The 20,743-nt window shown below is 63.7% G+C and carries 17 protein-coding genes and 1 rRNA gene; 10 read left to right on the top strand and 8 right to left on the bottom strand.

The window, feature by feature from the left end:
- Window positions 1–157: 157 nt before the first annotated feature.
- From rrf to IX761_RS10355, 10 genes are all read left to right on the top strand, one after another.
- Window positions 158–273: ribosomal RNA gene (gene rrf, locus IX761_RS10400) — 5S ribosomal RNA — on the top strand.
- Window positions 274–671: 398 nt separating this feature from the next.
- Window positions 672–2,315 (top strand): acetolactate synthase large subunit, encoded by a 1,644-nt coding sequence (locus IX761_RS10395; RefSeq protein ID WP_194789506.1) that lies wholly within the window; start codon window positions 672–674, stop codon window positions 2,313–2,315.
- A 177-nt stretch (window positions 2,316–2,492) separates the two neighbouring features.
- Window positions 2,493–4,439: a flavin monoamine oxidase family protein gene (locus IX761_RS10390; protein WP_194789505.1), complete on the top strand. Its 1,947-nt coding sequence runs from the start codon at window positions 2,493–2,495 to the stop codon at window positions 4,437–4,439.
- Window positions 4,440–4,574: 135 nt separating this feature from the next.
- Window positions 4,575–5,471: a nitrilase family protein gene (locus IX761_RS10385; RefSeq protein WP_194789504.1), complete on the top strand. Its 897-nt coding sequence runs from the start codon at window positions 4,575–4,577 to the stop codon at window positions 5,469–5,471.
- 12 nt (window positions 5,472–5,483) lie between these two features.
- Window positions 5,484–6,641 carry a hypothetical protein gene (locus IX761_RS10380; protein WP_194789503.1) on the top strand — a complete coding sequence of 386 codons (1,158 nt, stop codon included), beginning with the start codon at window positions 5,484–5,486 and terminating at the stop codon, window positions 6,639–6,641.
- Window positions 6,638–7,627 carry an asparaginase gene (locus IX761_RS10375; protein WP_194789502.1) on the top strand — a complete coding sequence of 330 codons (990 nt, stop codon included), beginning with the start codon at window positions 6,638–6,640 and terminating at the stop codon, window positions 7,625–7,627. The genes IX761_RS10380 and IX761_RS10375 overlap by 4 nt, the downstream gene beginning before the upstream one ends.
- A gap of 86 nt (window positions 7,628–7,713) precedes the next feature.
- The gene (locus IX761_RS10370) at window positions 7,714–8,268 is read left to right on the top strand and encodes a UPF0149 family protein (RefSeq protein WP_194789501.1); all 555 of its coding nucleotides are present in this window, start codon (window positions 7,714–7,716) and stop codon (window positions 8,266–8,268) included.
- 178 nt (window positions 8,269–8,446) lie between these two features.
- Window positions 8,447–9,076, top strand: coding sequence for a glutathione S-transferase family protein (locus IX761_RS10365; RefSeq protein WP_194789500.1), 630 nt, complete (start codon window positions 8,447–8,449; stop codon window positions 9,074–9,076).
- Window positions 9,077–9,094: 18 nt separating this feature from the next.
- Window positions 9,095–11,110: a pyridoxamine 5'-phosphate oxidase family protein gene (locus tag IX761_RS10360; RefSeq protein WP_194789499.1), complete on the top strand. Its 2,016-nt coding sequence runs from the start codon at window positions 9,095–9,097 to the stop codon at window positions 11,108–11,110.
- Window positions 11,111–11,435: 325 nt separating this feature from the next.
- On the top strand, window positions 11,436–12,335 hold the full coding sequence (locus IX761_RS10355) for a LysR family transcriptional regulator (RefSeq protein ID WP_194789498.1): 900 nt from the start codon (window positions 11,436–11,438) through the stop codon (window positions 12,333–12,335).
- Between the two features lie 127 nt (window positions 12,336–12,462).
- Here the strand turns inward: IX761_RS10355 and IX761_RS10350 are convergent, their stop codons facing one another.
- From IX761_RS10350 to IX761_RS10315, 8 genes are all read right to left on the bottom strand, one after another.
- Entirely contained in the window at window positions 12,463–13,341 is an 879-nt protein-coding gene (locus IX761_RS10350; protein ID WP_194789497.1) for an aldose 1-epimerase, read from the bottom strand.
- Window positions 13,342–13,368: 27 nt separating this feature from the next.
- Window positions 13,369–14,292: an EamA family transporter gene (locus IX761_RS10345; RefSeq protein ID WP_194789496.1), complete on the bottom strand. Its 924-nt coding sequence runs from the start codon at window positions 14,290–14,292 to the stop codon at window positions 13,369–13,371.
- 54 nt (window positions 14,293–14,346) lie between these two features.
- Window positions 14,347–15,627 carry a TRAP transporter large permease gene (locus IX761_RS10340; protein ID WP_194789495.1) on the bottom strand — a complete coding sequence of 427 codons (1,281 nt, stop codon included), beginning with the start codon at window positions 15,625–15,627 and terminating at the stop codon, window positions 14,347–14,349.
- A complete protein-coding gene (locus tag IX761_RS10335; RefSeq protein ID WP_194789494.1) occupies window positions 15,627–16,154 on the bottom strand; it encodes a TRAP transporter small permease in 528 nt (175 codons plus the stop codon). The genes IX761_RS10340 and IX761_RS10335 overlap by 1 nt, the downstream gene beginning before the upstream one ends.
- Window positions 16,155–16,222: 68 nt before the next feature.
- Window positions 16,223–17,194 (bottom strand): TRAP transporter substrate-binding protein, encoded by a 972-nt coding sequence (locus IX761_RS10330; protein ID WP_125462943.1) that lies wholly within the window; start codon window positions 17,192–17,194, stop codon window positions 16,223–16,225.
- Between the two features lie 62 nt (window positions 17,195–17,256).
- Entirely contained in the window at window positions 17,257–18,150 is an 894-nt protein-coding gene (locus IX761_RS10325) for a glucurono-1,5-lactonase (RefSeq protein WP_194789493.1), read from the bottom strand.
- A 23-nt stretch (window positions 18,151–18,173) separates the two neighbouring features.
- Window positions 18,174–18,980: an NAD-dependent epimerase/dehydratase family protein gene (locus IX761_RS10320; protein ID WP_194789492.1), complete on the bottom strand. Its 807-nt coding sequence runs from the start codon at window positions 18,978–18,980 to the stop codon at window positions 18,174–18,176.
- A 117-nt stretch (window positions 18,981–19,097) separates the two neighbouring features.
- Window positions 19,098–20,336, bottom strand: coding sequence for an OprD family porin (locus tag IX761_RS10315; protein WP_194789491.1), 1,239 nt, complete (start codon window positions 20,334–20,336; stop codon window positions 19,098–19,100).
- Window positions 20,337–20,743: the final 407 nt, after the last annotated feature.

Raw genomic sequence — 20,743 nt, 5'->3', positions numbered from 1 at the left:
TACTAATTGCCCGTGAGGCTTGACCATATAACACCCAAGCAATTTGCAACTGCAGATTGTGGTGGTGAAGACGAAAGAACCGAAAGTTCGCAACTTCACAAATTCACATATCCGAATTGGCTGGGTTGTCTGCAAAGACAGACCGGCAACCGAATTTCTTGACGACCATAGAGCATTGGAACCACCTGATCCCATCCCGAACTCAGCAGTGAAACGATGCATCGCCGATGGTAGTGTGGGGTTTCCCCATGTGAGAGTAGGTCATCGTCAAGATTCATTTCGCAAAACCCCTATCTGCACATGCAGGTAGGGGTTTTGTCTTTGTGCGGTAAAAATCCTACCCATCCGTAGGCGCCGGCCTGGCTGGCGAACACCGGTAGCGCCGCTGCCAACCCCCGCGCGGCCCGCTTCGCCAGTAAGGCTGGCTCCTACGGTGTGTCAACCGACAATCGCAGCGCCGCTTGCTGCTCTTACCTTGTTCATCGGTTACCTCACCAAACCACGCCAGGGGTGCGACAATTAATACCGCCCGATGGCGTGACTTTCCCGCCTCCACCCTGCGTCAAGGCTTAGGTTCGGGGCAATCCTAGCGCCCGGACAGCGCGATGCCAGCGTACCGTGCTGCGCATTTCTGGACTTTCACCGTCCTATTACTTGAGGTAAGAAGCAAGATGGCCAAGGCCGCCGATGTCGTTGTGCAATGCCTGGAAAACGAAGGTGTCGAGTATGTATTCGGCATTCCCGGTGAGGAGAACCTCGACCTGCTCGAGTCCCTGCGCAAGTCGAAGATCAAGCTGGTACTGACCCGCCACGAACAGTCCGCAGGCTTCATGGCTGCCACCTACGGCCGCCTGACCGGCAAGACCGGCGTCAGCCTGTCGACCCTCGGCCCCGGCGCCACCAACCTGGTGACCGCCAGCGCCTACGCGTATCTCGGCGGTATGCCGATGATGATGATCACCGGCCAGAAGCCGATCAAGAAGTCCAAGCAGGGCCGTTTCCAGATCATCGACGTGTGCGGCATGATGGACCCCATCACCAAGTACACCCACCAGTTCGCTTCCGCCGACAACATCCCGGCGCGCATGCGCGAAGCCTTCCGCCTGGCTGAAGAAGAAAAGCCGGGCGCCGTGCACCTTGAGCTGCCGGAAGACATCGCCGCCGAGCAGACCGACGCTCTGCCGATCCCGCGCAGCCTGCACCGTCGCCCGCTGGCCGAGCACGTGGCCATCGAAGCCGCCGTCGAGAAACTGAAGAACGCCCGCAACCCGATCCTGGTGATTGGTGCCGGCGCCAACCGCAAGATGACCGCCAAGGTTCTCAAGCAACTGATCGACAAGACCGGCATCCCGTTCATCACCACCCAGATGGGCAAAGGCGTGGTCGACGAGCGCCACCCACGCTTCCTGGGCAACGCTGCGCTGTCTTCCGGTGACTTCGTGCACCGCGCCGTCGAAGCCGCCGACCTGATCGTCAACATCGGCCACGACGTGATCGAGAAGCCGCCATTCTTCATGGTCCGCGGCGGCACCGAAGTGATCCACGTGAGCTTCCGCTCCGCTGAAGTGGACGCGGTGTACTTCCCACAGGTGGAAGTGATCGGCGACATCGCCAACGCCGTGTGGCAGATCAGCGAAGCGCTGACCGACACCAGCCACTGGGACTTCACCCGCCTGATGGCCATCCGCGAAGCCAATGAAGCGCAGATCGCCGAAGGCGCCGACGACGACCGCTTCCCGATCTACCCGCAGCGCATGGTTGCCGACATCCGTCGCGCCTTGCCGTCCGAAGGCATCGTCGCCCTGGACAACGGCATCTACAAGATCTGGTTCGCCCGTAACTACAAGGCCCACAAGCCCAACACCGTACTGCTGGACAACGCCTTGGCAACCATGGGCGCCGGCCTGCCATCGGCCATGGCCTCGCACCTGGTCTACCCGGACCGCCCAGTGATTTCGGTGTGCGGCGACGGCGGCTTCATGATGAACAGCCAGGAGCTGGAAACCGCAGTACGTCTGGGCATGCACCTGACCGTGGTGATCCTGCGCGACGACGGCTACGGCATGATCCGCTGGAAGCAGGCCAACATGGGCTTCACCGATTTCGGCCTGGACTACGGCAACCCGGACTTCGTCAAGTACGCCGAAGCCTACGGTGCCAACGGCCACCGCGTGGAAAGCGCCGAAGGCTTCCTGCCGCTGCTGGAGCACTGCATCAAGACCCCGGGCGTGCACGTGATCGACTGCCCGGTCGACTACAGCGAGAACGACCGCATCCTCAACAGCGAGCTGCGTGAGCGCGCGCTGACGGTCTAATCCGTAGCAAACCATCGCCGGCAAGCCGGTTCCCACGATGTTTGTGGGAGCCGGCATGCCGGCGATTGCATTTGATCAAGCCGTGCCAGTCATCTTCGTCAATAAGCATCTACCGCTCCCACCTCCGCTGGTTTAGGCACGCTCAGGTTCCTCATCCTCAACGGAGAACCCGAGATCATGACCATCGGATCGACGCACAACCATCCCGCCGACCTTGATATCGAGCCAACTTCTGCGGCTCTACCTTGGGCAGCGCGCTTTCCCAATCCACCGGACCTGTGCTTCGACTACCGTCGCCTCGTCGAGCAACAAGGTGGAGTTGCCCAGGCCACCCGACCGGAACATCGGATCTGCATCATCGGTGCGGGTATCACGGGCCTCACCGTAGCCCGTGAACTGCTACGCTGCGGTTTTTCCCGCATCACTTTGATCGAACGGGCACAACGGATTGGCGGTCGCCACCTTACAGTGGTCAACAACAGCAACGATCCCACCCATATCACTGCACCGTTCGAGATGGGCGCCATGCGCATGCCTTTCTTCAATAGGACCGGTGAACCACCAAAGGCTGGCCGATCATTGATGGCCTATTACGCCAACCTCTTCAATCTGCACCTATCGGACTTCCCGAACCCTGGCACGCCATGGGTCAATGCCACAGGCATCTACCTGCGTGAAGGCCAGCTCGAAGGTGAGGGTGAGCCGAAGCTGCTCATCTGGAAGAACCCTGAAGGTCACACGCCACCACCCACAGATGTACTGCAGAGCATTCACGGTAAATGGCAACGCTTTGCCGAGCGGTTTGCCGAACAGGTTGCTCGCGTCTATGGCACAGAGGGATGGGAAACCATGTGGTCGGCGATCGTCGAGCGCTACCACAAAATGTCGTTTCGTGATCTGGTGCACTTGTCTGCGCAAGACGTCTGGGATCCCGCTGTGCCTGGCGACTTCGGCGGCCTCGGCATGGACGCCGACGAGTCTGCGATCTTCTATGCAATCGGCATTGGTGATGGCAGTTGGGGCGCATTCTACGACGTCTGCTGCCTATACCCATTACGCACTGCAATCTTCGGCTTCAGCAGCCATCTGCAACTGGTCCATGGGCGAGTGAACGAAGACGGCGTGCCTCTAGCCGCGCCCTATCGTAACGTCGACACGCTTGCAGACAGCAGGGGACTGCATTTCCAGGCTCCGGCCTATCAAGGGCTTGCTGCGATGGATGAGTCCCTGTTGTTCATGGATATCGAAGAACTGGGCACTTCGTTGTACAAGCAATGCGTGACCCGTGAGGACGGCTTGCTGACGGACAGCTCGGTCGTTGGGCTAAGCAAACTTGCCGCCGGCCAGATACGGGTTGATTACCGCTGGCACCATAGCAACCCGGTCAAGGTACGACAGCTGAGCGAGGTGTTCGACAGTGTGGTGCTTACCACGCCTTCATGGTTGATCGAGACCGGAATGCGACTTGAAGGCTTCACCCGGCAGATGCTGCCGCAAACGATCATCGATGGTTGGAGGCACGCCCATTGGGAAACGAGCTGCAAGGTTTATGCGCCACTGCACAAGGCATTTCTCGACCGTAATCCGCATATGCCACAGATACTGGTCACTGACAGCTTCATCCACGATGTCTATGCCTATCGCTACAACGACAGCTACGCCAATGACTGCATTTTACTCAGTTACACCTGGGAAGATGACGCTACCAAGCTGGCCGTGTTTACCGACAGTGAGCTGGTGGACAAGTGCGTGAAGGAGCTCGATAGAATCTTGTTGCGGTGCACCAATATCGGTGAACCGATTTCACCCTACATCGACACTCGAAACATTCGGGTACAACGGTGGATGACAGATCGAAATGCGTTGGGCTGTGCGAAATTGTACCGTCCGGGCACCTATTACGACGCCGTGGGCCTGATGAAGTACAACCGTGACACAGCAGGCATCTCAGGGCTCTATCTTGCGGGTGAGTCGTTTTCTGTCGATGCTGGCTGGACCGAGCCTTGCCTGCGCACGGCCATCGATACGGTGATCAATCTTTGCAGGGAAACGGCTGCACACTTCAATGGCGGCTTCACGCTCGCCCACTACCCCCACTATCAGGTGCGCTCACAAGCGGGGTGAAACAACTTCCTAGGATGTTTCTTCCAAAAAGCTTGATCATCTCCTGCGCAGCCAAGGGAATCTCCAGACTACTGCTCCCTAGGCGCTTCTCGCTTTACTGGCGGCCTTCCATAACAACCAAAAAAGGAAGCCGCCATGCAGCAACAAAACCTCTCTATCAGCCCTGTACGCATAGCCGTCATTCAATACGACCCCCAAGTCGGCGTGGAGCATTGCGCCAGCAATTTGAACAGAGGGTTAGCATTGGCCCGGCAAGCGGTTAGCGAAGGCGCCAACCTGATCGTCCTGCCAGAGCTGGCCAACACGGGCTATACCTTCCAGTCACGAGCAGAAGCCTATGCCCACGCCGAGCTGCTCCATGAGGGCCCAACTGTGCGGGCCTGGGCGCAGTTCGCCCACGAGCACCAAGTCTACCTGGCAGCGGGCTTCGCCGAGCGCGATGGCCTCAAACTCTATGACAGCGCCGTGCTGTACGGGCCTGACGGCTTGCTCGGGCATTACCGCAAAGCGCATCTGTGGAACCAGGAAAAGCTCTGGTTCACGCCCGGCGATCTGGGTTTCCCAGTATTCGAAACGCCCATCGGGCGAATCGGTCTGTTGATCTGCTGGGACATCTGGTTCCCGGAGGTGCCACGGCTCATGGCCGCCCAGGGGGCCGATATCATCTGCAGCCTGAACAACTGGGTATGGACGCCGCCGCCCCTGTTCGACGAGGCCGGCCGCTGCATGGCCTCCTACCTCACCATGACCGCCGCCCACGTCAACAACGTCTATATCGCAGCCGCCAACCGTATTGGCCATGAGCGCGGTGGTCGTTTCCTCGGCTGCTCGCTGATCGCCGGTACCAACGGCTGGCCCATCGGTGACGTGGCCAATGCCGAGGAGGAATGCATCCTCTACGCCGACGTCGACCTCAGCAGCGCACGCTCCGCGCCGATCTGGAACAGCCTCAACGACCTGCCCCGTGATCGGCGTACCGATCTCTATGACGCCACCCTGGGCTATCGGCTGCATGCGCCGATGCCGCGCTGAGGAGGGGTTACCGTGGAACAGACCCTTCCATCATTTCGCCAGCGTACACCGGCACTGATCCTGGGCAGCCTGGTCGCGCTGCTGGTTGCCAGCCTTGCGCTTGGCCAGTGGCCAGACTACTCGCAACTCACCGCGACCCTCGACCAGCCCCTGAGCCGGCTGCGTTGGATCATCGGTGATATCAGCGAAGTCGCCTTCTACAAACACGAGCTGCCAGCCCTCGGCCTGCTGCTGGGTGCAAGTCTTGCGCACTGGGCCCATCTACGGGGGCATCGCTGGCAAGGCTTTGCCATCTGCTATGGCACAGGCCTGTGGCCTTGGCTGTTCACCAGTTCGTTGCTCGGCCTGTTGCTCAGCCATGCACTTTGGGGTTGGACACTCAACAGCGGCAGTTGGCAACCGACCTTCGTGGCGTTCGTCTCTCTGCCCGCTGCCATGGTGCTGCTGTTCGGTGGTGGCTGGCGAGTGACGGTCAGTGGCGCTGTGCTCGGTGCACTGCTGGTGACACCTGCCAGCCTGCTGCTGGTCAACTACCTGTGTTACCCGTTGCAGTGGCCGGTGGTGGTCGGCAACGTCCTGGGTATGGCCCTGGCCAGTGCGCTGGCCTTCCTGCTATGCAGGCGCTTCGCTGCGCTGGTACGCGGTGGCCAGCGTCCGGTTATGCCCACCAGTCCGGCGGCATCGAGCCCGAACTACGGCGTGGTGTGGACACTCCGCCGGGTCCTGGCCGATTTCAGCGAAGCACCGTTCTTTGGTAATGAACTGGCAAGCCTCGGGCTCCTGCTGGGCGTGTTCCTGGCTTATGGATTGGCGCCCGGGGCGCCGGCGTACGGCTCGCAACTGGTACTGCATATCGTGGCCGGGCAGGCACTCGCCTCACTGGTCGGGGTGCTGCTCTGGCGTCGGCAGTGGATACAGCGTGGTTGGTACCCCACCTATATTCCCATCGTCTCGATCGTGCCGGCGGCTGTTCTCACGCTGGGGGGCAGCTGGCAAGTGGTGGTGGCCAGCGCGGTCCTGGGGGCACTGCTGGCGCCACCGTTGGCGGCGGCGATCAGCCAGCGCCTGCCAGGCTACATGCACGGTTACATCGGCAATGTCATGTCCATGGCCATCAGCACCCTGCTGATCGTGCCGTTGATAGGCATGTTCATGGGGGGTGAAGGGTGAAGCAATCACACGATTTGCCGCGCGTATCGGTCGGTAGCCTGGGTGGCACGGTGAGCATGCAGGAAGTGGCGGCAGGGCATGGGGTAACGCCGACATTGGACGCCGACACCTTGCTGGCGTTGGTCCCACCGTTGCGGAGCATTGCCCGGATCAGCACGGCCAACTTGTGCTTGCAGCCCAGTGCGTCGCTGGCCTTCCAGACCTTGCTCGAGGTACTGGCCTGGGCCCGTGATGAGGTGGCGCGTGGTGCCCAGGCCGTGGTGCTCACTCAAGGTACCGACACCCTTGAAGAGACGGCCTGGTTTCTCGATCTACTCTGGCCTTTCGCAGTGCCCCTGGTCCTGACAGGGGCCATGCGTGCGGCGAACCAGCCAGGCGCCGATGGCCCGGCGAACCTGCTGGCGGCAGTACAGGTGGCACTGGATGAAAGCAGCCGAGGGCGCGGAGCGCTGGTGGTGATCAATGATCAGATCCACGCGGCCGCCCAGGTGCGCAAGACGGCCAGCCTGGCAATGGCCGCGTTCGAGTCACCTGGCGGCTGGCCCGTGGGGGCAGTGGTGGAAGGCGCTGCGCGTTATCGTCACCAGCCGTTGCCGCGCAAGGTACTGCCCTTGCCGATACAGACGGGGCATCGTGTCGCGCTGCTCGAGGCCTGCCTCGATGCCGACAATGCTTTGTTGACCGCGTTACCGGAGCTGGGCTACGAGGGGCTTGTAGTCGCCGGTTTCGGTGCAGGTCACGTGTCTGTCACCTGGGCCGAAACGATGGGCACCGTTGCCCGACACATGCCGGTGGTGGTCGCCACACGCACCGGCAGTGGCCCAACGGCAAGGGCGACTTACGGCTTTGTCGGCGGCGAGATCGACCTGCAGGCCCGTGGCATGCGCATGGCCGGCGGCTTGTGCCCGCGCAAGTGCCGCATCCTGTTGTGGCTGTTGATTGGAGCAGATGTCGTGGAGCAACTGGAGGATTGGCTGAGCGCCTGAACCGACGCCCGCTCCCTGCGAGCGGGCACGCTTGCCCCCCGCCTGTGCTAGGGTGCACACACATTTACCCCAGGACACCCCCGCCCATGCTCCCCGCGCTCAGCGAAAAAGAACTCGACCGCCTCGAAGACCTGCTGATCACCTACGGCAACGATTATTCCGTGCTCAACCTGGCCGAGCTCAACGGGTTCTTCACCGCCCTGGCCAGCTCCCCGGTCACGGTCAATCCCGAGCAATGGCTGCCTGCCGTCTCCGGCGGCAAGGTCCCGAAATTCAAGAAGCCCGCCCATGAAGAGGCCTATACGGCGTTGATGCTGCGTTACGCCAGCCAGATCGCCGAAGAACTGGCTGATAACCTCGACAATTTCGAGCCGCTGTTCGAAGAGAGTGAAGGCGAAGAGGGCCCCACGATCATTCTCGAAGAGTGGTGTTTCGGCTACATGCGCGGCACCCAAGTGACCGAATGGAATGAGTTGCCACCTGAGCAGGATCGTCTGCTCAAGGCTATCTCCCTGCACGGGCTGGAAGACAACTTCGAGTTGCTCGACTCGATGAGTTTCGATGAGCACCAGGCTTGCGTGCCACAGGTGGTCGAGGCCGCGCGCGGGTTGTACCAGTACCAGAGACAGCAACGGCACTGAAAAGGCCATCGCGGGGCAAGCCCGCTCCCACGGTAGGTGCCGGCTTGCGGGAATAGCCCGCCATTATTCCACCCAGCGAAATACTGGATTGCTTCCAACACCGATTCTGCTGCCAGCCGATCCGGTGCAGCATGGTCTCCAGCAGCGCCACTCCCGGCGCTGACCCGGAGCCAAGCCCATGCCTACCCCGATCAAGCTCTACAACTTCCCCAAGTCCGGCCACGCCCACCGCATCGAGCTGATGCTGTCGCTGCTGAACCTGCCCACCGAACTGGTATTCGTCGACCTGGCCAAGGGCGCGCACAAGCAACCAGACTTCCTCGCCCTCAACCCGTTCGGCCAGGTGCCGGTGATCGACGACAACGGCACCGTCATCGCCGATTCCAACGCCATCCTGGTGTACCTGGCCAAGGCCTACGGCGGTGAGCGCTGGCTGCCCCAGGACCCGCTCGGTGCCGCCCGCGTGCAACGCTGGCTGTCGGTGGCTGCAGGCCCCTTGGCCTTCGGCCCGGCCGCCGCGCGTTTGGTGACCGTGTTCGGTGCCTCGTTCAACACCGACGAAGTGATCGGCCGCGCCCACACCCTGCTCAAGGTGATCGACGCCGAGCTGGCCGAATCGCCGTTCCTGGTCGGTGACCACGCCACCATCGCCGATATCGCCAACTACTCCTACATCGCCCACGCCCCCGAGGGCAATGTATCGCTGGAGCCGTACCCCAACGTGCGTGCCTGGCTTGCCCGGATCGAAGCGCTGCCGGGCTTCGTGCCGATGCCACGTACGGTCATCGGCCTGCAAACCACCCTCTGAACCCCGAGGTATGCCGCCATGCGATCTCCCTGGCATGCAGGTGAAAAACGACTGCAAGAGCAGGTCGGCGTTGCCGAGCGCATGGAGGCGTTCGGGCAGAAGGTCATCCGCGACCATATGCCCGACCAGCATCGGCTGTTCTACCAACAGCTGCCGTTCATCGTCGCCGGTGCGGTGGATGCCGACGGCAAGCCCTGGGCGACACTGCTCGAAGGCCCGCAAGGCTTCGTCAGTTCGCCCGACCCTCGGCAACTGCGGATCGACACCCAGGTGCCCGCCGATGATCCGGCTGCAACTGGCCTGGCCAACGGCGGCGCCATCGGCCTGCTGGGCATCGAGTTGCACACCCGCCGCCGCAACCGCCTCAATGGCCAGATCCTCCAGGCCAGCGCTGGCCAGCTGGAGGTGACGGTCGATCAGTCGTTCGGCAATTGCCCGCAGTACATCCAGCTGCGTGAATACACTCGGGTCGATGAGCCCCCGCAGGGTCGCCTGGACGCCACGGCGCTGGATGCCACCACCCGCGCCATGATCGAGGGCGCCGACACCTTCTTCGTCGCCAGCTTCGTCGAGCACGACGATGGCCGGCGCGCGGTCGACGTCTCCCATCGCGGTGGCCGGCCAGGCTTCGTCAGGGTCGAAGGCAACCGCCTGACCATCCCCGACTACGCCGGCAACCTGCACTTCAACACCCTCGGCAACCTGTTGGTGAATCCATTGGCCGGCCTGTTGTTCGTCGACTTCCAGACCGGCAACGTGCTGCAGCTATCCGGGCGTGCCGAGGTGATCCTCGACAGCCCGCTGATCAATGCCTTCGAAGGGGCCGAACGGCTCTGGACGCTGGACATCGATCACGTGGTGCTTCGCCCAGCAGCGGTGTCGCTGCGCTGGGCGTTCCAGGAGTATGCACCGACCAGCCTGGCCACCGGCACCTGGGCCGAGGCCGAGCAACGCTTGCAACAGCGCGAACGCCAGCGCCAGTGGCAGGCTTGGCGGGTGACGCACATCGAGCAGGAAAGCCGCGATATCCGCTCGTTCCACCTGCAGCCCGAGGATGGCCAGGCGGTGAGCTTCGCCCCGGGGCAGCACATCCCCGTGCGTGTGCAGCTCGACGGCCAGGCGCCACTGATCCGCACCTATAGCCTGTCCAGCGCACCGTCTGACGGCACCCTGCGGATCAGTGTCAAGGCGCAGGGCCCGGCGTCCCGCTATCTTCATGCGCAGTTGAAGGTCGGTGACGCGCTGGACGTCCGCCAACCGGCAGGCAGCTTCACGCTGGACATGCAGAGCACACGGCCACTGGTGCTGATCGCGGCCGGCGTCGGCATCACCCCGCTGCTCGCCATGCTCCGCGCGCAACTGGGCAGCGGGCAGGCGCGGCGCATCCACCTGTTCCACGGCGCACGCACGCTGGCCGACCTGCCATTCCAGCAAGAGCTGGCGACGCTCAGGCAGCAGGCCGGTGGCCTGTTGAGCGTACATCGTGCCCTGAGCCAGCCAGAAGCCGACGCAGCGATTGGGCGTGACTACGAGTCTGCCGGTCGGCTGGGTATCGCCCAGGTAAAGGCCACGCTGGCCCTGGACGATTACGATTTCTACCTGTGCGGCCCGGGCACCTTCACCCAGGAGTTGTACGAAGGCCTGCGCGGTGTGCATGTGCCCGATGCGCGAATCCATGCCGAAGCCTTCGGCCCCTCGACCTTGCGCCGCCACACCGATGACCGCCAGCCGGTGCTGCAACAACCGCCTGCCGCCACCGAGCCGGTGCCGGTGTACTTCGCCGACTCCGCCAAGGAGGCGCGCTGGTCGCCGAGCAGCGGCACGCTGCTGGAGCTGGCCGAAAGCCGTGGCCTGTCACCGGATTTCAGCTGCCGGGGAGGTTCCTGTGGTACCTGCAAGACCCGTGTGGTCAGCGGCCAGGTGCATTACCCCAACCCGCCTGCGGAACTGCCTGAGCGTGGTTTTGCGCTGATCTGCTGCGCGCTGCCGGCCCAGCCGGAGGAGGGCGCGCAGCCGTTGGTACTGGAACTTTGAGGTTGGCCGTAGCGACCCTATCGCCGGCAAGCCGGCTCCCACTTCGTGGCTACATGCACTCCCCTGTAGGAGCGGCCTTGTGCCGCGAAAGGGCTGCGGAGCAGCCCCGGGATTTCAAGTCCGCTTCAAGACTGCCGGGGCCGCTTTGCGGCCCTTTCGCGGCACAAGACCGCTCCTACAGAGGCCTGCGCAAGACAGTTGCTCCCACAGGGTGGATTCATGCGGTCTGCGTGGGAGCCGGCTTGCCGGCGATAGGGCCAGTGAAGGCAGCACAAAACCCCGCTATGACGGATAATCCCCGCACCCCCGAGGCCCAGGAGCCCGCATGGACCAGATCCACCTGATGAAGGTGTTCGTCACTGTCGGCGAACTGGAAAGTTTCGCCGCCGCCGCGCGCCGCCTGGCCATCTCGCCGGCAGCGGTGACCCGCGCCGTGACCGCCCTGGAAGAGCAGCTCGGCGTGAAGCTGCTGCTGCGCACCACCCGCAGCGTACGCCTGACCGAAGCCGGCGGGCGCTACCTTGAAGACACCCGCCACATCCTCGCCAGCATCGTCGAGGCCAACGAAGCCGCCGCCGGCATCAACGCCGCGCCCAAGGGCGACCTGGCGGTGACCGCGCCGATCCTGTTCGGCAAGAAGTTCGTCATGCCCTGTATCGTGCGCTACTTGCAGCAGTACCCCGAGGTGGACGTATCGGCCTTCTTCCTCGACCGCGTGGTGAACCTGGTGGAGGAGGGCATGGACGTGGCCGTGCGCATCGGCCAGCTCCCCGATTCCGGCCTCAAGGCCCTGCGTGTGGGCAGCATGCGCCGGCTGCTGTGCGCCTCGCCCGAGTACCTCGAACGCCACGGCACGCCGCGCCACCCGTCCGAGTTGCAATACCATACGGTGATCGCCGCCGGTAACCTGTCGCCGCGTACCGACTGGCGCTTCGGCGCCATCGACGACCCGACCCTGATCCGCATGAAGCCGCGCCTGACCGTGACCAGCAACGACGCCGCCATCGTCGCCGCCAGCGCGGGGCTGGGGATCGCTCGGCTGCTGTCCTACCAGGTGGCCGACGAGCTGGCGGCCGGGCGCTTGCGGGTGATCCTCGCCGAGTTCGAAGAGGCGCCCTGGCCGATCCATGTGCTGCACCGCGAAAGCAAATACGGCTCGACCAAGGTGCGCACCTTCATCGATATGCTGGCCGAGCACTTACGAGCGCAGCAGCATCTGAGTTGAAGGTGTCGTACAACATTGATTGAGGTGTTTACCTCGTGAGGCGGCACCGATTCAGGTGCAGGTCGGCTCGAGCCGTTAACCACGTTGCGATGTATCAAAGGGGCTGCTTACAGCCCCTTTGGCGTTTTCAGTCGGTGCCAAGTGCCTGGTACTGCAAGCTGAAACCCAGGCGCAGTTGTTCATGTTGTCGCAGCAGCCGTAAGCCCGGCCGATCGGGCAGGTGATGGGCGTTGATCGGGTGGCTGACCGGCTCGATGCAGAAGAACCCCTGGCCCTGGGGGCAGTACAACAGGTAGTGATCGGCACCCCTGGCATGGCAATCGAGGCGATACCCCGCGGTCGGCTGGACAATGCTGCAGGTGCCCTGCCAACCGCTGAAGGCATGATCGACCACCTCGGTGGGCAAGGCATGCGGCGTGTCGAAACACCATTGCGGCGGGATCGTGGCCTGGCGCGAGGGCAACTGCCCCTCGTCCCCCACCCAGACCTGCTGCGCGGGCGCCAGCAATTGGGTGTCGGCAAAGCGCGCAAAGTACGGATGAAACCCCAGCCCATGCCAGGTCGGCCGTGGGTCGAGGTGGGTCACTTCAAGCTCAAGGGTCAGGCAGCCCTCATATAGGCGCACGTCCAGGGTCGCGCGGTAGGCAAAGGGCACCTGGCTGTTCAGGCTCAGGTGGGCATGGCCATCACCCACGCTGTCGACTCGCCAGGGCTGCTGCCAGGCACTGCCATGAAGAGGGTAGGGGTCATGGTCGGTATTGGGCGCCAGCGCCAGCCAGCCGTCAGGGCACTGGAAACCGCCCCCGGCGATGCGGTTCGACCAGGGCGCCAGCAGGTAGCAGCCCAGGCGTCGTGGCGAGCCGCTGGCCAGTGCGGCGCTGTCGCTGTGGCGCAGCAGTGCCTGGCCGCTGGCCTTGGCCTGCCAGTTGATCAGGCTGGCGCCCAGGGTGGGTGCCAGGCTCAGGCGGGTCAGACGGTCTTGCAGGTGCAGTTCAGGCACAGGCATCGCAGCGCTCCGACGTTGCAGGCGGCTTCACACCGCCTTGCGATAGGTCAACAGGACGATCCCGCACACCACCACGGCGGCGCCGAGCAGCTGCAGGGTATTGAGGTGCTGGCCGAGCAGGGCCCAGCCCAGCAGCAGGGTGGCGATCGGCTCGATGTTCATCACCGGGGCGTTCTGCGCCATGTTCAGCCGTGGCATGCACACGAACAGCAGGGTGAACGCCGTGCCGTACAGCACCACCAGGCTGGCCAGGGCCAGCCAGCCGCCACTGCTGCCCGGCAGCGCCAGCCCGGCCGGTACCAGGCCGCCGGAGCCTGCCAGCAGCATGCTGGCGAACACGATCAGCAGGGTCAGCATGCTGCGCACCGGGCCACGCACGCCGGCCAGCTTGTGGTCGGTGATCCACAAGGCGCAGGCGAACACGCAGGCGGCGCAGAACGCCAGGCTCACCCCCAGGGTCCAGTCTGGGTTGGCCTCGGCGCTGCCATTCAAGCGAGAGGGCACGTCCAGCGCCAGCACCAGGCCGAACAGGATCAAGCCCATCAAGGCCGCGGTGCGCCGGGTTGGCTGTGGTCCGCCGAGGGCCCAGGTCAGCAGCGCCAGCAGGATCGGGAAGGTGTTGCCCACCAGCAGTGCCAGGGCCACCGGAATCCGCGCCACGGCCGAGTACAGGCACAGGCTCTGGGTGGCGATCAGCAGGCCCAGCAGCAGTTGCCAGCGCCACGAGCCGGCAGGTAGCCCGAGCGGCTGGCGCTGCCACAGCACCAGGCCACCCAGGGCCAGCAGGGTCAGGCCCGAGCGGCAGAGGATGGCCAGTAATACGCCGGTGTCGTCGTCGAAGGCGATACGCGCGGCGATGTGGTTGCCGGCGAAGCAACAGGCCAGCAGCGCCAGCAGCGCTACCGCCAGTTTGCGGGGGAAGAGGTGAGGTGTAGCGAGGGAGACAGCCATGATGCAGGGTCCGTTTGCAGGGAAGGGCGGGCCATCAAGGCCCGCCTTGTGGCGTTACAGCACCACGCTCGGCAGCCACAGCGAGATGGCCGGAATGTAGGTCACCGCCATCAGCACCAGGAACAGCGCCAGGTAGAACGGCAGCAGCGCCTTGACCGTGGATTCGATACTGACCTTGCCGATCGCAGAACCTACGAACAGCACCGCCCCCACCGGTGGGGTGATCAAACCGATCCCCAAGTTGACCAGCATGATCATGCCGAAATGCACCGGGTCCACACCGATGCCAGTAATCACTGGCAGCAGGATCGGCGTGAGGATCAGGATCAGCGGCGCCATGTCCATCACCGCACCCAGTAGCAGCAACATGAAGTTGATGCACATCAGGATCACGTAGCGGTTGTCCGACAGGGTCAGGAACAGCGTGGTGATCTTCGACGGGATCTGCATCAGCGTCATGACGTAGCCGAAGCTCGCCGCGAAGCCGATCAGGATCATCACGATGGAGATGGTCCGCACCGTGCGGTGCATCAGCTTGGGCAGGTCGCGCCACTTGTAGTCGCGGTAGACGAACATGGTCACGAAGAACGACCAGACCACGGCGATCGCCGCCGACTCGGTGGCGGTGAACACCCCGGTCAGAATGCCGCCGAGGATGATCACCATGGCCATCAGGCCCCACAGCGCTTCACCGGCGATCTTCATGGCCTGGCGCAGCGGGATCACCTCGCCCTTGGGGTAGTTGCGCTTTCTCGCGAAGATCAGGCACATGCCCATCAGTATCGCGCTCATCAGCAGCCCGGGCATCACCCCGGCCATGAACAGCGAGGCAATCGACACCGTGCCGCCGGCTGCCAGCGAGTACAGCACCGAGTTGTGGCTGGGCGGGGTCAGCAGCGCCTGTACCGAACCGCTGACGGTGACGGCGGTAGAGAATTCGCGCGGGTAACCCTTGCGCTCCATCTCCGGGATCAGCACCGAACCGACCGAGGCGGTGTCGGCCACCGATGAGCCGGAGATCGCGCCAAAGAAGGTCGAGGCGGTGATATTGACCAGCGACAGGCCGCCGCGCACGAAGCCCACCAGCACCCCGGCGAACGCCACCAGCCGCCGCGACATGCCGCCCTCGGCCATGATCGCGCCGGCCAGCACGAAGAATGGAATGGCCAGCAGCGAGAACTTGTTAACCCCACTGGCCACCTGGATCATCATGGCCTGCAGCGGGATGTCGATCCACCACGCGCCGATCAGCGCCGACAGGCCCAGGGCATAGGCCACCGGCATGCCCAGCAGGATCAACGCGAGGAAGCTGCCTATCAGAATCAACGCATCCATCATGCCACTCCTTCGTGTTCTTCGATGGCATCAAAGCGCATCACCTGGCGCTGGCTCTGGTCGCCGAGCATGAGTTTTTCCAGCACGAACATCAGGGTGATCGCGCCGCCGATCGGGATCGGTGCATAGGTCAGCCCGACCCGCACCGACGGCAGGGTGGCGAGAAACTGCTTCCAGGTGGTCACGCACAATTTGTAGCCGTACCAGGTCATGAACACGCACACCAGCAGCATCAGCAGCTGCACCAGCCATGCCGCGGCCTTGCGCTGGGCCGGCGGCAGGCGGTCGGTGACCATCGCCACCGCCATGTGCGCACCGGCGCGGTAGCTGGCCGCCGCACCGAGGAAGGTGAACACCACCATCAGCAGGATCGCCACCGGCTCCGGCCAGCTGGAACCGGTGCCCAGCACGTAACGGGCGAAGATGCCCCAGGGAATGATCAGCGTCATGGTCAGGATCGACAGGCCGGCGATCCAGATACAGCCGCGGTACAGGGCGTCGTTCAGACGCAGGAATGAATTTTTCATAGGGCATCACCGAAGCTGCAGGGCGGCGCGTGCCGCCCTGCAGGAATCATCTGGGAACGGAGCCGGGGTTACTGGACCTCGGCGATGCGCTTCATCAGGTCGGCGTACTGCGCACCGTACTTTTCCCGTACCGGGGCGGTGGCATCGAAGAACGGCTTCTTGTCGACGCTGATGAACTCCACGCCCGCCGCCTTGAGCTTGGCTTCACTGGCGGCCGACTTGGCGTCCCACAGCGCCCGTTCTTCCATCTGCGCCTCGCGGGCGACGGTCTTGACCAGGGTCTGCTGCTCGGGGGTGAGCTTTTCCCAGGTGGTCTTGGACATCACCACCGGCTCCGGCAGGATCAGGTGGCCGGTCAGGGTGAAGTACTTGGCGCTCTGGTAATGGTTGTGCTCCAGCAGGGTCGGCGGGTTGTTCTCCGCCCCGTCGATCACCCCGGTCTGCAGGGCGCTGAAGATTTCCCCGGTGTCCATGGCGATGCCGTTGCCGCCCATGGCGTTCATCATGTCGAGGAACAGCGGGTTGCCCTGCACGCGGATCTTCATGCCCTTGAGGTCTTCGATGCTGCGCACCGGTTTTTTCGTGTAGAGGCTGCGGGTGCCGCCGTCCATCCAGGCCAGGGCCACCAGGTTGAAGTCGGAATTGGTGATCTTGTCGAGGATTTCCTGGCCGATCTCGCCATCGATGACCTTGCGCATGTGTTCGTGGTCACGGAACACGAACGGCATGTTGAACACGTTCACATCCGGCACCACCGGGCCGACGATGCCCAGGCTCACGCGGGTCATCTGCACGGCGCCGATCTGCGCCTGCTCGATCACTTCCTTTTCCGAACCCAGCACACCGCCGGCGAACATCTTGAAGGTGATCGCGCCGTTGCTGGCCGCTTCGAGTTTCTTGCCCATGTGCTCTTCGGCGACCACGGTCGGGTAGCCGCTGGGGTGGATCTCGGCGAACTTGATGTTCAGGGTGGCGGCCGAGACCGACATGGACAGGGCGAAGGGGAGGGCGGCCAGTAGCCACTTGTGCTTCAAGGTCATGAGGAAACTCCGGTGTTGTTATTGTCTGGTTTCGTTCGTGTGGTCAGTGCGGTGGAGCGGGCTCAGTTGCGCCAGGCAGGCTCCTCCAGGCCCTTGACGCCCGGGTTCAGGGCGAACACGCCACCGGCCAGCGGCTGGTCGGCAAGGTCCACGCCTGCGGGGCGAATCGAGGTGACGAACAGCGTGTCCAGGCCCGGGCCGCCGAAGGCGCACATGGCCGGCTTCTTCACCGGCAGCGGCAGCGAGCGGTCAAGCCGGCCGTCGGGGGTGAAACGGTGCACCAGGCCTGCGTCGTTGCCGCAGATCCAGTAGCAGCCGTCCTGGTCGATGGCGGCGCCGTCGGGGCGGCCGGGGTAGTCGCGCATGTCGACGAACAGCTGGCGGTTGTGTGGGGTGCCACTGTCGGTGTCGTAGTCGAAGGCCCAGATGGCCTGCACCTGGGGGTGCGAGTCGGACAGGTACATGCGCTTGCCATCGGGGCTGAAGGCCAGGCCGTTGGGCACGATCATGCCGTCCTGCTGCAGGTGCAGCGGCTGGCCGTCACCGGCGTGGCGGTACAGCGCGCCGACCGTGGCGCCTTGCTGCATGTCCATCAGCATGGTGCCCGCCCAGAAACGGCCCTGGCGGTCGCAGCGCCCGTCGTTGAAACGCATGCCCTCGCGGGCATGGGTCACCCTGGCCAGCGGGCGGCTGGCCAAAGTGTCCTGGGCGCTGACCTGCAGATGGAACAGGCCGCTCTGCATGCCGGCGATCCAGCCACCCTCGGGGCTGGCGCTGCGGGCAATGCAGGCGAGCATTTCATCGGCCTGCCAGTGCTGGTGCGCGCCATCCGCCAGCTGCCAGCGGTGCAGCTGGCCGGCGGGAATGTCGACCCAGTACAAGGCCTGTTCGCTGGGGTGCCACACCGGGCTTTCACCGGTGCCGTTGCGGGCGTCGAGGATCAGTTCTGCGTGCATGGGCGGCCTCCTGGCAGGTTGACTCAATCGAAGGGCCCGGCAGCGACGAAGGCGCCACCCTGGTAGACCATCGCCGGGTCGTCGGCAGCAGGCATCGGCTGCGCCTGCACCTTGGCCTGGTACACCTCGGAGGAATCCTTCGGCGCGAAGCCCAGGTGCGCGGCGTAGCGGTTGTCCCACCACTGCGTCGGGTTGGCCGAGGCGCCGTAGACCACGGTGTGGCCCACGTTCGGGGTGAACAGGCCGCGCTCGATCAGTTGGGTGAGGTCGTCATAGCTCAGCCACGTGCTGAGCATCCGTCGATTTTGCGGCTCGGGGAACGACGAGCCGATGCGGATGCTGACGGTCTCGATGCCATAGCGGTCGAAGTAGAAGCTGGCGACATCCTCGCCGTAGCACTTGGACAGCCCGTAGTAGCTGTCGGGCCGGCGCAGGGCATGGGCGTCGATGCGCTCGTCCTGTTTGTAGAAACCGATGGTGTGGTTGGAGCTGGCGAAGATGATGCGCTTGACCCCATGCTTGCGCGCAGCCTCGTAGATGTGGAACACGCCGCAGATGTTGGGGCCGAGGATCTCCTCGAACGAGTGCTCCACCGACACGCCGCCGAAGTGGACGATGGCGTCCACCCCTGCGACCAGTGCCAGCACCGCGGCCTTGTCGGCCAGGTCGCAGCTCACCACTTCTTCGTGGGGGCCGCTGGCGGGTGCCATGGGGCTGATGTCAGACAGGCGCAGGACCTCGGCGCAGCCTTGCAGGCGTTCGCGAAGGACCTGGCCCAGGCCGCCTGCGGCTCCGGTGAGCAGCAGGCGCTTGAAGGGGGTAGGGGTCATGGCCGGCTCTGTTGTTAATTGTTGTAGGTTGTCGTATGACTGTGCGGATTATCGACAGCGGTTTTGAGTATTGTCAATGCTGCCTTTGGACGATGAATAACCCTGTGGGCAGCGCTGCTACAACAACGACAACGGGTAGTTGAAGATCAATCGGTTCTCGTCGAACTCGTTGTTGCTGTAGTCGCGGCGGATCGACGAATTGCGCCATTTCACGCTCAGGTCCTTGAACGGGCCGCTCTGGATCACATAGGCCAGCTCGGTCTCGCGCACCCATTCCTTGCCGTCGGTCACCGCGCCGGTGTGCACGTGGTCGCCGCTGATGTAGCGGTTCATCAGGGTCAGCCCCGGCACCCCGACGGTGACGAAGTTGAAGTCATGCCGCAGCTGCCACGAGCGTTCTTCGGCGTTGTCGAAGCTGGAGTTGTAGCTGTCGTTGGCGAGGGTGCCGCCGCTGGTGCCGTTGACCCGCATCCAGGTATCGCCATCGACCCGCTGCAGCCCGACCCAGAACGTGTGGCCGGCGTACTTGGCAGAGAACATCCCCGAGTAGGTCTTGTTGTCCAGTTGCCCGGCCCGCGCGGCGCCGTCGTCATCGCCGTGGAAGTAGCCGAGGTTGGCGCCGAGGGTCCAGTCGCCCAGCGGTTGGCTGTGGCTCAACTGCAGGTATTGTTGCTGGTAGACGTCCTTGAGTTCGGCGTTCCACAGGCCGATCAGGGTGCGCTTTTGGTTGAAGGTGTACTCGCCACCGACGAAGTTGAAGCGGTCCGAGACGCCACCGCCGTAGCTCATGTCTTCCATGCTCGCGTCGTTGCGCGGGCTGTTGCCGCGGAACTGCCCGCCGTAGAGCGTCAGGCCGGCGATTTCGCTGGAGGTGAGCTGGCCGCCGCGGAACGTCTGTGGCAATGAGCGACCATCGTCCGAACGCAGGATCGGCAGCACCGGCATCCACTCACCGATCTTAAGTTCCGTCTTGGAGATACGCGCCTTGCCCGCCACCGCCAGGCGGCCGTAATCGTCGGCTGGGCGACCGTCGTCGTGGCGTGGCAGCAAGGCTGTACCGTAGGTGCCGCCGCCACCGTCGAGCTTGACCGACCACAGCCCCAGCACATCCGCACCAAAGCCGACCGGCCCCTCGGTGAAACCGGAGCGGGCATCGAGGATGAAACTCTGGGTCCACTCTTCGGCCTTGCTCTGTGGGTTGCTCGGGTCGACGAAGTTGCGGTTGATGTAGAAGTTGCGCAGGCCCAGGGTTGCCTTGGCATCCTCGACGAAGCCGGCGGCCAGGCTGGTACTGGGCAGGTTGCCGAGCAGGGTGGCGCCGAGCAGGGCGAAAGGCAGGGGTTGGCGGATGTTCATGGTGGTTGTGCTCCCGAATGTGAGGCAGCCGATTGCCGGGCACGCGCAGGCGGCCAACGGCAGGGGCGGGTCAGTTCAGCCCGTGAGGGCGTGGGGGTTCGAGCCGGAAGGCGCTAGGTAGCCAGGGCCTGCGGCTAGGATTCGCCGGGGAGCGTTATCGGGAGACGGGTGTGCAGCGACAGGCACGGCGTGCGCGAATGGAATGTTGGCATGGGACTCTTCACTGATTGTTGTTTTTGTTGTGTGTTGTCGTACAACCGTGGCGATTATTATCAAGTGAGAATCGGCTTGTCAACGATCTATGGGGTACAAGTACTCTTGGGTTGTACGATCCCTGTGTAGGAGCGGCCTTGTGTCGCGAAAGGGCCGCAGAGCGGCCCCAGCAATGTAAGCCGCACTGCTGAGGC

The sequence above is a fragment of the Pseudomonas sp. UFMG81 genome (assembly GCF_015354575.1).
Taxonomy (GTDB): Bacteria; Pseudomonadota; Gammaproteobacteria; order Pseudomonadales; family Pseudomonadaceae; genus Aquipseudomonas.
The sequence above is the reverse complement of the archived record's forward strand: the minus strand, read 5'-3'. Positions and strand labels throughout refer to the sequence as shown.